Source organism: Vibrio palustris (assembly GCF_024346995.1).
Taxonomy (GTDB): domain Bacteria; phylum Pseudomonadota; class Gammaproteobacteria; order Enterobacterales; family Vibrionaceae; genus Vibrio; species Vibrio palustris.
This window is the reverse complement of record NZ_AP024887.1, coordinates 441,083-453,982: the sequence shown is the minus strand read 5'-3', so window position 1 is coordinate 453,982 and position 12,900 is coordinate 441,083. Positions and strand designations below refer to the sequence as shown.

Annotated in this window: 14 protein-coding genes and 1 tRNA gene; 7 read left to right on the top strand and 8 right to left on the bottom strand. The window is 42.8% G+C overall.

Going from position 1 to position 12,900, the window contains the following annotated elements:
* Positions 1 to 129: 129 nt before the first annotated feature.
* The 3 genes from OCU30_RS02215 to folB are packed head-to-tail and all read right to left on the bottom strand — an operon-like array spanning position 130 to position 1,757.
* Positions 130 to 900: an undecaprenyl-diphosphate phosphatase gene (locus tag OCU30_RS02215; RefSeq protein ID WP_077315399.1), complete on the bottom strand. Its 771-nt coding sequence runs from the start codon at positions 898 to 900 to the stop codon at positions 130 to 132.
* Between the two features lie 6 nt (positions 901 to 906).
* Positions 907 to 1,407: a 2-amino-4-hydroxy-6-hydroxymethyldihydropteridine diphosphokinase gene (gene folK, locus OCU30_RS02210; RefSeq protein WP_077315398.1), complete on the bottom strand. Its 501-nt coding sequence runs from the start codon at positions 1,405 to 1,407 to the stop codon at positions 907 to 909.
* Positions 1,404 to 1,757 carry a dihydroneopterin aldolase gene (gene folB / locus OCU30_RS02205; RefSeq protein WP_077315397.1) on the bottom strand — a complete coding sequence of 118 codons (354 nt, stop codon included), beginning with the start codon at positions 1,755 to 1,757 and terminating at the stop codon, positions 1,404 to 1,406. Before folB ends, folK begins: the two co-directional genes overlap by 4 nt.
* A 182-nt stretch (positions 1,758 to 1,939) precedes the next feature.
* Between folB and plsY the strand changes: the two genes are divergently transcribed.
* Complete coding sequence (gene plsY, locus OCU30_RS02200; RefSeq protein WP_077315396.1) at positions 1,940 to 2,539, top strand: glycerol-3-phosphate 1-O-acyltransferase PlsY; 600 nt, start codon at positions 1,940 to 1,942, stop codon at positions 2,537 to 2,539.
* Between the two features lie 92 nt (positions 2,540 to 2,631).
* Here plsY and tsaD read toward each other — a convergent pair whose 3' ends face one another.
* On the bottom strand, positions 2,632 to 3,657 hold the full coding sequence (tsaD, locus tag OCU30_RS02195; protein ID WP_077315395.1) for a tRNA (adenosine(37)-N6)-threonylcarbamoyltransferase complex transferase subunit TsaD: 1,026 nt from the start codon (positions 3,655 to 3,657) through the stop codon (positions 2,632 to 2,634).
* Between the two features lie 20 nt (positions 3,658 to 3,677).
* On the opposite strand from tsaD, the gene OCU30_RS02190 reads away from it, so the two are divergent.
* From OCU30_RS02190 to OCU30_RS02165, 6 genes are all read left to right on the top strand, one after another.
* On the top strand, positions 3,678 to 3,890 hold the full coding sequence (locus OCU30_RS02190; protein WP_077315394.1) for a hypothetical protein: 213 nt from the start codon (positions 3,678 to 3,680) through the stop codon (positions 3,888 to 3,890).
* A gap of 19 nt (positions 3,891 to 3,909) precedes the next feature.
* On the top strand, positions 3,910 to 4,125 hold the full coding sequence (rpsU, locus tag OCU30_RS02185) for a 30S ribosomal protein S21 (RefSeq protein ID WP_001145625.1): 216 nt from the start codon (positions 3,910 to 3,912) through the stop codon (positions 4,123 to 4,125).
* A 27-nt stretch (positions 4,126 to 4,152) separates the two neighbouring features.
* On the top strand, positions 4,153 to 4,596 hold the full coding sequence (locus tag OCU30_RS02180) for a GatB/YqeY domain-containing protein (protein ID WP_077315393.1): 444 nt from the start codon (positions 4,153 to 4,155) through the stop codon (positions 4,594 to 4,596).
* Positions 4,597 to 4,693: 97 nt separating this feature from the next.
* Positions 4,694 to 6,442: a DNA primase gene (gene dnaG, locus OCU30_RS02175; RefSeq protein WP_077315392.1), complete on the top strand. Its 1,749-nt coding sequence runs from the start codon at positions 4,694 to 4,696 to the stop codon at positions 6,440 to 6,442.
* A gap of 101 nt (positions 6,443 to 6,543) precedes the next feature.
* A complete protein-coding gene (gene rpoD, locus OCU30_RS02170; protein WP_077315391.1) occupies positions 6,544 to 8,421 on the top strand; it encodes an RNA polymerase sigma factor RpoD in 1,878 nt (625 codons plus the stop codon).
* A gap of 153 nt (positions 8,422 to 8,574) precedes the next feature.
* Positions 8,575 to 8,650 (top strand) — tRNA-Ile (locus tag OCU30_RS02165).
* 758 nt (positions 8,651 to 9,408) lie between these two features.
* Here OCU30_RS02165 and OCU30_RS02160 read toward each other — a convergent pair.
* The 4 genes from OCU30_RS02160 to OCU30_RS02145 all read right to left on the bottom strand — a co-directional run bounded on the left by OCU30_RS02160 (position 9,409) and on the right by OCU30_RS02145 (position 12,793).
* A complete protein-coding gene (locus OCU30_RS02160) occupies positions 9,409 to 10,269 on the bottom strand; it encodes a DUF2971 domain-containing protein (RefSeq protein ID WP_077315390.1) in 861 nt (286 codons plus the stop codon).
* Between the two features lie 150 nt (positions 10,270 to 10,419).
* On the bottom strand, positions 10,420 to 10,830 hold the full coding sequence (locus OCU30_RS17380) for an SPASM domain-containing protein (protein WP_139343498.1): 411 nt from the start codon (positions 10,828 to 10,830) through the stop codon (positions 10,420 to 10,422).
* A gap of 135 nt (positions 10,831 to 10,965) precedes the next feature.
* Positions 10,966 to 11,865: an alpha/beta hydrolase family protein gene (locus OCU30_RS02150; RefSeq protein ID WP_077315388.1), complete on the bottom strand. Its 900-nt coding sequence runs from the start codon at positions 11,863 to 11,865 to the stop codon at positions 10,966 to 10,968.
* Between the two features lie 304 nt (positions 11,866 to 12,169).
* A complete protein-coding gene (locus OCU30_RS02145) occupies positions 12,170 to 12,793 on the bottom strand; it encodes a S1 family peptidase (RefSeq protein WP_261821303.1) in 624 nt (207 codons plus the stop codon).
* Positions 12,794 to 12,900: the final 107 nt, after the last annotated feature.

Here is a 12,900-nt window from a genome sequence, read left to right as displayed (position 1 = left end):
CGGCATCATACGTTAAACATTACGAATGGCTCCTGTTATAGCATATGGCACCTTACGGATCGAATAAGCGACCCAGAACCTTATAGAAAAACAGCAGCCAAATAGGTTTTAAACCTACTTTTATTTCCTTTACGCGTAAATCCACGCTAATAAAGCAATACCAAAAATAATGCGGTAAATACCAAAGGCATTAAACGTAAAGCGATTCAGGAACGCCAAGAATAGCTTCATTACAATCCAAGCCGATAGGTAACTCACAACAAAACCAACAGCTAATGTCGTCAATTGCGCGTGAGAGAATTCTTGATAGTTACTGATTAACTCTAAGCCACCTGCCGCGACCATCACCGGCAAGGCTAGTAAGAACGAAAACTCCGCACTCACAGTACGGTTCACTCCTGACAACAAAGCACCAACAATGGTTGACCCTGCGCGACTAGTTCCTGGAATTAAGGCAAACACTTGCGCAATACCAATCGCTATCGCTTGACGATACGTAATCTCATCCAAAGAATGCGTAGTAGGCTCTCGCCCTTTTAGGTATCGCTCCATCCACAAGAAGATCACGCCACCGACAATAAACATGATAGGAACAACGGTGATAGTAAATAGCGATTTCACTTCATCTTTAAATAAAAAGCCAATGGCCGCGATAGGGAGAAACGAAATAAACACTTTAATCCATAGCTTCATATGCTTGGGATGTAAGCGCTCTTTATAATTCGTCAGTACTGCTAAAATAGCCGACAGCTGAATAATTACCTCGAATGCTTTGTTACTGTCTGTTTGTGGTAAACCTAACCACTCACTCGCTACAATCAAATGTCCGGTTGAAGAGATGGGAAGGAACTCTGTTACCCCTTCAACCAATCCAAGAATAGCGCTTTGAATTATATCCATTAAATTTTACTCTGCCGTTGTTATAGTAAACCAAGTTTTTACTGGTGTTATGAGATGTTGTTGATCTGACTGCAACCAGATCTGCCGTATAGAACGACCATCACCGGGCAGAATAAGTTCCGGACATAGTTCAAATAAAGGCTGGATAACAAAAGGAAAACGATAGATGTCTGAACGAGGTAATTCAGGTTTTTGCGTAGAGCAAATATCACCATAAAGCACAATATCGAGATCGAGAGTACGATCTTCATTTTTTTGGGCTTGTTCCGATCGCCCCCAGCGTAGTTCTATATCACGTAACTGCCTAGCCAGCTCTGCCAACGATAACGCTGTTCTAAACTCGACCACCAAATTAAAAAAAGGGTGGCCATCAAACCCAATCGGTAACGATTCATAAATCGTCGAACACTTAAGATCGGTTCCCAATTGCGCAAGCTCTTCGATTGCCGCCTCAACGTGTGTGTGGCGATCAATGTTACTTCCTATGCCAACATAGGTGGTTATCATGCCTGTCCTCGTTCTATCACAACTCCCACACTGTGTGCTTGTGGCACAGCTTTAGGCTTCGAGACTTTCACGCGAATCCAAGGCACGTTAAATTGCGTCATAATCAAATCGGCGATTTCCTCGGCGACACGCTCGACCAATAAAAAAGCACCACTTTCAATATGTTGCAATATAGCATTACTCACTGACGCATAATCTAAGGCATCAACCACATCATCGCTTAAGCCAGCAGGACGATTATTATGTGCCATTTCAATATCAAGCGTAAGCTTCTGTTTGATTTGTTGCTCCCAGTCATACACACCAATAGTGGCAATTACATCCAACTGGTCGATAAAAACTTTATCCATAATTTACTTATTTCCTTCTACAGGCCGGCTACCCAAACTGCTTTAAAAATCGTACTATTTTCGTGTCGCGCTATGATATACCGAAACAATATCAAAATGTGAAATCCAACTATTTTTTTTCCGGATCCAAACCAAAGCCAATGGTAGACTATCCGGCATAACACTTAGAACTTGAGGCACCTATGACGCCACTGGCACTTATCATGACTATTTTCGCTTATTTGCTCGGGTCAATTTCCAGTGCAGTGTTAATTTGTCGTTTAGTTCGCCTTCCCGATCCTAGAAAATCAGGTTCTATGAACCCAGGAGCAACCAATGTTTTACGCCTGGGTGGCAGAAAGATCGCCATTACTGTTTTATTAATGGATATGCTCAAAGGCACTATTCCAGTCTGGGGTGGATATTTTCTTGGCATTGACGCTATAGTACTCGGGGTCATTGCCATCGCTTCTTGCTTAGGGCACATGTATCCCATTTTCTTCCATTTCCGAGGAGGGAAAGGCGTCGCAACCGCGCTAGGCGCCATTGCTCCGATTGGCTTAAGCCTGACCGCCATGATGGTACTGACATGGCTGGCAATTGCCGTTGTCTTCCGTTTCTCATCACTCGCAGCAATCATTACCGCGTTGCTCACTCCGCTCTACACTTGGATGGTCAATCCACAATACACCCTGCCTGTGTCAATGTTATGTTGCTTGATTGTATTACGACATCACCAAAATATTCGCCGTCTACTATTAGGTACAGAGCCCAAAGTGGGCGATAAACCTTCCCAATACTAACGCGATTAACCAGCTCGACACCTCTTCGCCATACCATGAAGGCATAAAAAAAGCGGCCACCGATGGCGACCGCTTATTTGCATTGATTGGATTTACTCTGCTGAGGTTATCGGCGACAACTCGTCAATAGGCCAACGGGGCCGAGCTTCGATACTCAAATCCGTTACATCATTATTCTTCAAGCGTTGCATACCCGCGTAAGCAATCATCGCCCCATTATCAGTACAGAATTCAGTTCGTGGGTAATGAACACTGCCACCAATTTTTGTCGCTAAGGCTTCAAGTGATTGTCTCAACGATTTATTCGCACTTACGCCACCGGCAATAACAATGCGTTTTAAACCGGTTTGTAATAGTGCACGTTTGCACTTAATCGCCAACGTATCACACACGGCTTCTTGGAATGCGTAGGCAATGTCCGCGCGCGTCTGCTCATCATTATCCTGCGCGGCAATCGTATTCGCCGTAAAGGTTTTTAAGCCAGAAAAGCTCATATCCAGCCCTGGGCGATCTGTCATTGGGCGTGGGAACTTAAAGCGCCCTGGGGTACCATTTTCTGCAAGCTTCGCCAGCAATGGCCCACCTGGGTAATCTAAGCCCATCAGTTTAGCGGTTTTATCAAACGCTTCACCCGCCGCATCATCAATCGACTCTCCCAAAATGATGTACTCGCCAATCGCACGGACTTCAACAATCATGGTGTGCCCACCCGAGACTAACATCGCAATGAAAGGAAACTCTGGCGGGCAATCTTCCAACATCGGCGCTAATAAATGCCCTTCCATATGGTGTACCGGCACTGCAGGTACACCCCATGCATACGCTAGGCTTCGTCCAATGGTTGAACCAACCAGCAATGCACCAACAAGACCAGGACCTGCGGTATACGCAACACCGTCTATATCGGCTGCAGTTAGGCTCGCCTCTGCCAACGCTTGTTTAATCAAAGGCACCGTTTTTTTAACGTGATCGCGCGACGCCAATTCAGGCACCACACCACCGTAATCGGCATGCAACTTGACTTGACTGTATAATTGATGTGACAACAAGCCTTGCTCATCATCGTAAATCGCGACACCCGTTTCGTCACAAGAGGTTTCAATACCTAAAATGCGCATAATTTTCTTCGCACGCTGTCATGGTTAATTCTAAATTAACGCTATGTTACCTTGGGTTTGCATTACAAACAAATTTTGTACAGACTATCGGCGATAAAAGTCTTTACAAAGTCATGGTGTTCGGATTAAAATTCCGCACCATTTTTGATCTCGCTGGTGAAAAACCCGTTCAGCACCTTTTAATGAAAAAGGCGGCTTGTAATGGTAAAGAGAAATCAGCATTAACGAATTAACCCCCGAGGTGAAAGGCATATGCCAGTAGTTAAAGTACGTGAAAACGAACCGTTCGACGTAGCTCTACGTCGTTTTAAGCGCTCTTGTGAAAAAGCAGGTATCCTTTCTGAAGTGCGTCGTCGTGAGCACTATGAAAAACCAACTACAGTTCGCAAACGCGCTAAAGCAGCAGCTCAAAAGCGTCACGCTAAAAAGCTTGCTCGTGAAAATGCACGTCGCGTTCGCTTGTACTAATAACTAATTTCAATATAGGAATTGGTTATGGCTCTTATTGATCAACTCAAAGAAGAGCAAAAAATAGCGATGAGGGCCAAGGATAAACAACGCCTTGGCACAATTCGTTTGGCCTTATCAGCCATTAAACAGCGTGAAGTCGACGAAAAGATTACTCTTTCCGACGATGATATCGTTGCTGTATTGACTAAGATGGTTAAACAGCGTCGCGATTCATTTGCTCAATATGAATCAGCAGGTCGTGAAGAACTTGCTGCAGCGGAAAAAGCTGAAATTACAATCCTTGAGGACTTTATGCCTCAAGCTTTGACTGAAGATGAAGTATCCGCATTAATTGATAATGCGATTACAGAAAGTTCAGCCTCAGGCATGCAAGACATGGGAAAAGTAATGGCACTTTTGAAGCCGCAACTTCAAGGGCGCGCTGATATGGGGAAAGTTAGCGGATTAGTGAAAACAAAACTCGCATAACACCCAGCCCCAAATTACATCAAGCCGTGCTATCCATTGGAATGCACGGCTTGTTTGTATATCTCTTTATCACTATTGGAACTTCTTTTTAAGTTTTATGGCTGGACATATCCCTCGTAGCTTCATCGACGATCTATTAACTCGACTTGATATAGTCGATATTATCGATGCACGAGTGAAACTTAAAAAAAAGGGTAAGAACTACTCCGCTTGCTGTCCATTTCATAACGAAAAATCCCCCTCTTTTAGTGTCAGTCAGGAAAAACAGTTCTATCATTGCTTCGGCTGTGGTGTGCACGGTAACTCGATCGACTTCCTTATGGAATACGAACGATTAGAATTTCCAGAAGCCATAGAAGAGCTGGCGTCAATCGCCGGTGTTGATGTGCCACGTGAAGAGCGCTCTAATCATGCGCACTCACACAACCAAGCACCGAAAGCCAACCCAGAAACCAAACGTAATCTTTATGATTTAATGGGTAATATTGCTCAATTTTATCAGCAGCAACTGCGCGCATCTGCGAACAAAGTTGCCATTGATTACCTCAAAAATCGCGGCTTAAGCGGCGATATTGTGCAAAAGTTTGGGATCGGCTATGTGGCTGACGAATGGGATCTTATTCGTAAGAACTTTGGGCAAAACCGTTCGACACAAGATATGTTGGTCGAAGGTGGTATGCTCATTGAAAATGATAAAGGGAATCGTTACGACCGTTTCCGTGGGCGCATCATGTTCCCTATCCGTGACCGACGTGGTCGTGTGATTGGATTTGGTGGACGCATCACAGGGGATGGTAACCCAAAGTACCTCAACTCACCAGAAACGCCTATTTTCCACAAAGGAAAAGAGCTCTATGGTTTGTATGAAGTATTACAAGCATACCGTGAACCACCTCAGATCCTCGTGGTCGAAGGGTATATGGATGTAGTAGCGCTTGCTCAATATGGTGTGGATTATTCCGTCGCCTCATTGGGAACCTCTACAACTGGCGATCACTTACAACAGCTATTCCGTCAAACCAATACCGTTGTGTGTTGTTATGATGGTGACCGTGCTGGACGTGAAGCCGCTTGGCGTGCACTAGAAAATGCACTGGGTTATTTAAAAAGCGGTAATGTACTTAAATTTTTATTTTTACCTGATGGTGAAGATCCAGACAGCTATATTCGTCAATACGGCAAAGACGCATTTGAACAAGAAGTGCAACAGGCCGAACCATTGTCTAAATACCTGTTTACGAATTTACTATCACAAGTCGATGTGGGCAACAATGAAGGAAAAGCGGCATTAGAAGCGTTAGCGCTCCCGCTTATTCAGAAAGTACCAGACGAATATCTACAAGATCAGTTATTACGAATTTTGGAACAAAAAACTGGGTTTTATAAAAAACCAGTTGTAAAACAGAACAATACTCAAGCACCTCAACCTCATAAAGAGATAAAACGAACGCCAATGCGTGAGGTGATTGCTTTGCTTCTGCAAAATCCGAACTATGCTGAATTGGTACCAGATATCACCCCCGTAAAAGGTTTGGCGATCCCTGGTTTAAGTTTACTTGTCGAGGTCCTTGATAATTGTATACAAAGCCCCAATATCAAGACTGGTCAACTTTTAGAGCGTTGGCGTAACAATAAAAATGAAGCATTACTGTCTCGTCTAGCAAGCTGGGATATTCCCGTTGTTGACGATAATTTAGAAGAATTATTTATAGACTCACTGGACAAAATATTGGGCCAGTGTGTAGAAAAGCAAATAGAAACACTGCTAGCTAAAGAAAGAAGCGTCGGTTTATCAGCCGAGGAGAAGAGGGAGCTACTAGCGCTAATGAGCGACTTGAAAGCGTAACCCTGATTAATATCTAGCCAGTATATGTTCTATTTGTTATAATACGTGGTTTGCATTTCGCATACTTATTCCTTCACCAGATACGAAGTTGGATACCGTCTATGGATCAAAATCCGCAGTCACAGCTGAAACTACTTGTCCTGAAAGGCAAAGAGCAAGGCTATCTGACCTACGCCGAAGTCAATGACCACTTACCTGCTGAAATCGTAGATTCAGAGCAAGTAGAAGATATTATTCAAATGATTAACGACATGGGTATTAAGGTTGTAGAAACCGCACCCGATGCCGATGATCTGGCGCTAAACGATGACAATAACATTACCGATGAAGACGCTGCAGAAGCTGCAGCCGCCGCACTTTCAAGTGTAGAAAGTGAAATCGGTCGCACTACCGATCCTGTTCGCATGTACATGCGTGAAATGGGCACAGTTGAACTGTTGACTCGTGAAGGTGAGATTGATATTGCGAAGCGTATTGAAGATGGCATTAACCAAGTACAAAGCGCCGTTGCTGAGTACCCAGGTACTATTCCATACATTCTCGAACAGTTTGATAAAGTTCAAGCAGAAGAGCTACGCTTAACTGATTTGATCTCAGGCTTTGTTGACCCTGACGATGATGGTTCTCAAGGACCTACCGCGACACACATCGGTTCAGAACTGGCTGAAACCGACTTAGGTGCCAGCAAGAAAGACTCTGATGACGAAGACGAAGACGAGAACAGCGAAAACAAGACCGATACTGACGACGAGGAAGAAGAAGACGTAGGTATCGATCCAGAGTTAGCGCTAGAGAAGTTCACAAGTCTACGCAACCAATATCAGAACCTACAACTTGCGATGAATGAGCACGGCGACGAAAGTAAAGCCTTCCGCTCAGCAACTGACTTGGTTCAAGAAGTTTTCCGCGAGTTCCGTCTGACCCCTAAACAGTTTGATCACCTAGTGAACACACTGCGTAACTCAATGGAACGCGTCCGTACTCAAGAACGTCTCATTATGAAACACGTTGTTGAATACGCAAAAATGCCGAAGAAATCGTTTATTGCCCTATTTACCGGCAACGAATCAAGCGAAGCTTGGTTAGACGAAGTTCTTGCATCAAACAAGCCGTATGTTGATAAAATTCGCTCACGCGAAGATGACATTCGTCGTGCGATTCAAAAACTCGACATGATCGAGAATGAAACGTCGTTAAGCGTAACACGTATTAAAGATATCAGCCGTCGTATGTCTATCGGTGAAGCGAAAGCACGCCGTGCGAAGAAAGAGATGGTTGAAGCCAACTTACGTCTGGTTATTTCTATCGCGAAGAAATACACCAACCGTGGCCTACAATTCTTGGATCTTATCCAAGAAGGTAACATCGGTCTAATGAAAGCAGTTGATAAATTTGAATACCGTCGTGGTTACAAATTCTCAACCTACGCAACATGGTGGATTCGTCAGGCGATTACTCGTTCTATCGCAGACCAAGCACGTACCATCCGTATTCCCGTGCACATGATTGAAACGATCAACAAGTTGAATCGTATCTCTCGTCAAATGCTACAAGAAATGGGCCGTGAACCACTACCGGAAGAATTGGCTGAACGCATGCAAATGCCGGAAGACAAAATCCGTAAAGTGCTGAAAATCGCGAAAGAGCCAATCTCAATGGAAACTCCAATTGGTGATGATGAAGATTCTCACCTAGGCGATTTCATTGAAGATACCACGCTTGAACTGCCACTGGATTCTGCGACATCAACCAGCTTACGTGGCGCAACGCGCGATGTATTGTCTGGCCTAACGCCACGTGAAGCGAAAGTATTGCGTATGCGTTTTGGTATCGACATGAACACAGACCACACGTTAGAAGAAGTGGGTAAACAGTTCGACGTAACGCGTGAGCGTATCCGTCAGATTGAAGCGAAAGCTCTACGTAAGCTTCGTCACCCAAGCCGCTCAGAAACTCTGAGAAGCTTCCTCGACGAATAAACACTGTTGTGTTTTTAAGCAATACGTAAAAAAGGTGAGCGAAAGCTCACCTTTTTGCTATCTGGGGTTCTAAGTGAATAAAAACTAAGCGCAAATACCCTACCCTGCATCTAGACACGCCCCCTCGCTTCACCTATAATCATTCACCAGTTTGGCCCCTTAGCTCAGTGGTTAGAGCAGTCGACTCATAATCGATTGGTCCGCAGTTCAAATCTGCGAGGGGCCACCAAATTCTAGAAGGCCCGTAGAAAAATCTACGGGCCTTTGTTTTTTCTGGTCCAGTCTATATTCGGTCAGCCGAAACACGCCACGTAGTCACCACAGAGACACCGTTCCTAGTCCAGACAGATATCCAACATCAGAACCTTCTCTCGTCTGTACAGCACGAATCAGAGCAGATACATACCACTTAACACCAGAACTGATCCCCAGAAAAACTTCGCGCTGGAACCAATAAAAATATAACCAACATCCTGTCCATTAGCTGAAATTATTCATATAGATATGGGATGGAAAGCGAGTTCCATGATGGGAAGGACACCTATGATCCTAAAGCTCTTAGAACTAGTCAGTCAGGAAAACAGCATTCAAGGATGAGCGATTAATCTCAGCGGTAATCGGTCTGTTATCTAGTAAACGATTTAGATCAGAGTCAGCAGCTAATCACCAGACTGGTATTCCATACTTAAACTGGAAAACAGACAGCACACTGAATTACAACATGGCTCTGGTATGAGTCAAGGTGTCGAGTTGAGTTAGTCGAATAGTATGGAGCTCCCGACGACGGCAAACTAGACGGAAAACCTAAATAAGAAACTTACATTAGGATTCGTGTCCAGCTAGGTATTATCTAGCGAAAATCACAGCTGAAGACCGGACCAAAGACGCCCTTACAATAATTACAGAAACTACATCAGGCAAGAAGTTAGGCAGGATAATCCTTAGAGCGAGATTATAGGGCCAGTCTAGTGTGACGGACCCACCGAGCTAGGGTTTTAGTTGGCTTGATAAGGTTTTGGAGAAGGAGGCAATGTTGGTGCAACCGTATAGGTTTTTCTCTAATCTATTGAATATCAATTCAAATCTGTCTGGATGTAACTCTGCACTCTCTACATTCATCAAATTTCCATCAAAGTTCCAAAACTCACGGTGAAAGTCACTAGGTTGCCTTTTCTTCATTTCATCTAGGTATTTGTCCATGTTAGCGTTCAAACCAAGTATAATACGACCTATTTTTGATGGGTCGATTTGAACAAAGAATGATCTATCAGCATTAAGCCACTTTCGAGTCAATCTGTCGTTAACCAATCCACTATCAAAACGAGCCATCTCTTCTCCTGTATTTAATTCATGACTTATTGAAGTAAAAGGAAAGATAAATCGATGTTCTTTTTCATAGTCCCAATCCTCTGATTTAGTGAAAGTATAATGTTCTCGTATTTTTTGGAGGTCGTCGGTTAATGAACAACCCAAATAGGCTCGATCTTTCTTGTAGCTTACCTTGTCGAACTTCGCATCAGACGATTTCGCCACGTAATTAATGTAAAACAAGTTAAACGGATCATTTTCGTCAACAAAGAACTCAACTACAGCACCTTTATGGTTGTCTGCGTAATGGCTCCACATTAAAAGATTATCTGGTATCTCAGATAAACAAAGAACTCCATGTAAGTCCATAAACTCTTTAATGTTATGTTTAAACCGTTTCTTTAGAGACATCTGGCTAGACGCCGAAGGTAGAAATTCAAATGGATCATTGAGTTGATGACTAGGTGATATTCGGAGTAGTGGTTGCTTAATAAAAGATAAAGCTGCCTTTTCACTCATGTATTTATATAGTTTGATCATCGCTTAATTCTCCTCAAAAACATACTGAGTAACATTATCCGATATGGATACTCCATTGTAAAAAGTTTATGAATAAGTGAGTATGGGATCAATCTTGCTTTTTGCCACTATTCGACTGATCCGAGAATAATGTAATCCAAAACAATTCAATCAATGCATACAACACTTTTTATATTTTTCCGCTACCACATGGGCAAGGGCTATTACGCGCTCGACTTTTTCTGGCATACGCCCTATTGGGGAATCCTGAATTTTTTTTACAATCATGATATCGTTTATCGGATGGCGGTTAAAAATCAACTCTCTAATTTGTCCCATCGTGTCCGCAACATGACGAAAATAATGCTTATACCCTTGGCAAAAATAATTGTGTTGAGGAAACCCGGAGGGTGATGTATTAAATCGATGTTTTGGGCAGCCGCCATTACAGGCAAACAAACACTCACAATTCTTACAATCTGGCGTCAATAAAACCACTAACAGGGCACCCATAATATCCCAACGTTCAAAGATCCAATTCCAATTACGAAGCGACAACATCTGGTTCCAGTCTTTCTTCACACCATCGATGAACTAGTAAAGCGAGCTAACTGGATGATTCCATCTTCTCTCGTCTACCGGTAGGCAGATAGCAAATCCCCAGAGTGACTCACTCTGGGGATTGATGATGTATTCGTGATGCGCACTATCAGGTCATTAATAGGTATTACACGTATCTTTATAATCACTGACTCTCAGGCTACGATCAAAATTTTGCCCGCATAAAAATTGGTTATAGCGAGTATCGTTATCAATAAATCGTTTCATCCACGCAACACCATTGCGGCCTAAGATATCTTCGTTCGGATATCCTGAGTTACCACAAAAGTGGCTACCTGCCGCAATCTCAAAAAATGCCTTAGGCGTGGATCTAGGAATTTGGTTATAAAATATCGAAGCATGCAGCGCTACAGGTGCCACAGCATCGGCTTGACACGCAATAACCATAGTCGGAGTTGTGATTCTAGAAAAGCTATTAAGTCCAGAATACCAAGGAGCTTGTGGTATTATTGCATCGATGTCTCTGTCGGTGGCAAGCTTAAGGGTACCACCGCCGCCCATCGACCAACCAATCACACCCACGCGTTCAGGATCGACTAGGCCATAAATGGGAGAAGAACGGTCATTGCCTTTATCAATCACATAGTCAATGGCGGCACTTAATTGATTAGCGCGACTATTGGGCTGATCATAGATAGTATTGGTATTTATTGTGATGACAGTAAATCCCCACGAAGCCAAGCGAGGCCCCCACCACTTAATGCTACTCTCATAAGAAACATAACCAGGAATAACCGCAATAATCCCCTGTTGACCACCAGAATCAGTCGAATAGTGAATAGTACCGCCACCAAATCCTCTTGCGAAAACAGACACATTGCTTGTCTTCACTGAGTAAGGTCCACGGCTTGACTCTAATTGATCAACCCGAGGAAGCGTGCCCCGTTGAAACCCATTAGAACAATCCGAACAGGCGACCGTCGCTGCAAAGATTTGAGGGGATATAAATACTGCGAATATGCTTAATATAAAGTTAACTTTTATTAAAAATTTCATAGCGACTCCACTTACCTGTAGGTTGTTAATCAACACAATAATAGCCAAGAAATAGAGCGCTATATATTATTTATAAAATAATATGACATTAGTCCATAATTTAAATGATTAGATTGAAACGATAAGTATCTATTAGTTATTTTTAATCAATAACCTAACTAAAAATAACAAGATTATTAATCCATAAGAAAATGCTTATATATTAACGAAGTCTATCACTGTTTTTATATAACAAATGCTTGATTTTTATATTACAAAAAAACCGCTCAATATTTTGAGCGGTTACATAATTTATTTATTTCAATTATTTATTAGCACTAGCCAATCGGTTGGTCATCGGTATTCTCCATTTAAGTGGGGCCCCTTCTTTTCCTTCTAAAATATAGTGTTTAGCAATTTCTAGATCTAACCAATCGCGCACTTGATTTAATGAAACAAATAAACTTAACCGTTCAAAAGGCAGTTTTTCTCCATTCGCTAAACGAGTATTAGAACTTGCCATCGCAGAAATAATTCCGACTAACTCACCATGGCTATTAAATGCCCCACCACCACTCATTCCTTCTCGAATTGGCGCATCCGTAACACTTGCTTGGCAATGATCAAAGAAGCTATGGTTAGAAAAGTTAATATCTAAACGGTATTTACCTTCGCCCTTTAATAAATTACCTGTGCCATCTCGCCCGTAGGTCGTCATATCTTCATTGGTATGAATCAATCCTAAATCCGGCAGCTTTCTCGCTAAACGGTTATCAGCTCGGATGATCGCAATATCACAACGTGGATGATAAGCAATCACATCATCCCAATTTACTCTGGCAACGTGAGCGGCCGTTAAACTGAGGTCTCGGGTAATTGGTACACTCGAGCCAAAACCATGATACAAGAAAGGAATACCAACAAATTCATAATCAATTGTTGGTGCCATTTTATCGCCATTTGCAACAGTCAAAGGGCCATTACTACTCGCACAGCTCGAAGTAATTAAAGCGAAAGAAGATAAAATAGCAAAGCGAAAAATTTTAGACGCACGAC

Excerpts from the sequence above, each read along its gene's own strand:
- OCU30_RS02145 (WP_261821303.1), bottom strand. The coding sequence starts at position 12,793 with ATGGCACCAACAATTGATTATGAATTTGTTGGTATTCCTTTCTTGTAT.
- plsY (WP_077315396.1), top strand. The coding sequence starts at position 1,940 with ATGACGCCACTGGCACTTATCATGACTATTTTCGCTTATTTGCTCGGG.
- OCU30_RS02215 (WP_077315399.1), bottom strand. The coding sequence starts at position 900 with ATGGATATAATTCAAAGCGCTATTCTTGGATTGGTTGAAGGGGTAACA.
- OCU30_RS02180 (WP_077315393.1), top strand. The coding sequence starts at position 4,153 with ATGGCTCTTATTGATCAACTCAAAGAAGAGCAAAAAATAGCGATGAGG.
- rpsU (WP_001145625.1), top strand. The coding sequence starts at position 3,910 with ATGCCAGTAGTTAAAGTACGTGAAAACGAACCGTTCGACGTAGCTCTA.
- folB (WP_077315397.1), bottom strand. The coding sequence starts at position 1,757 with ATGGATAAAGTTTTTATCGACCAGTTGGATGTAATTGCCACTATTGGT.
- OCU30_RS02150 (WP_077315388.1), bottom strand. The coding sequence starts at position 11,865 with ATGAAATTTTTAATAAAAGTTAACTTTATATTAAGCATATTCGCAGTA.
- OCU30_RS02190 (WP_077315394.1), top strand. The coding sequence starts at position 3,678 with ATGGTTAATTCTAAATTAACGCTATGTTACCTTGGGTTTGCATTACAA.
- dnaG (WP_077315392.1), top strand. The coding sequence starts at position 4,694 with ATGGCTGGACATATCCCTCGTAGCTTCATCGACGATCTATTAACTCGA.
- rpoD (WP_077315391.1), top strand. The coding sequence starts at position 6,544 with ATGGATCAAAATCCGCAGTCACAGCTGAAACTACTTGTCCTGAAAGGC.
- folK (WP_077315398.1), bottom strand. The coding sequence starts at position 1,407 with ATGATAACCACCTATGTTGGCATAGGAAGTAACATTGATCGCCACACA.
- tsaD (WP_077315395.1), bottom strand. The coding sequence starts at position 3,657 with ATGCGCATTTTAGGTATTGAAACCTCTTGTGACGAAACGGGTGTCGCG.
- OCU30_RS02160 (WP_077315390.1), bottom strand. The coding sequence starts at position 10,269 with ATGATCAAACTATATAAATACATGAGTGAAAAGGCAGCTTTATCTTTT.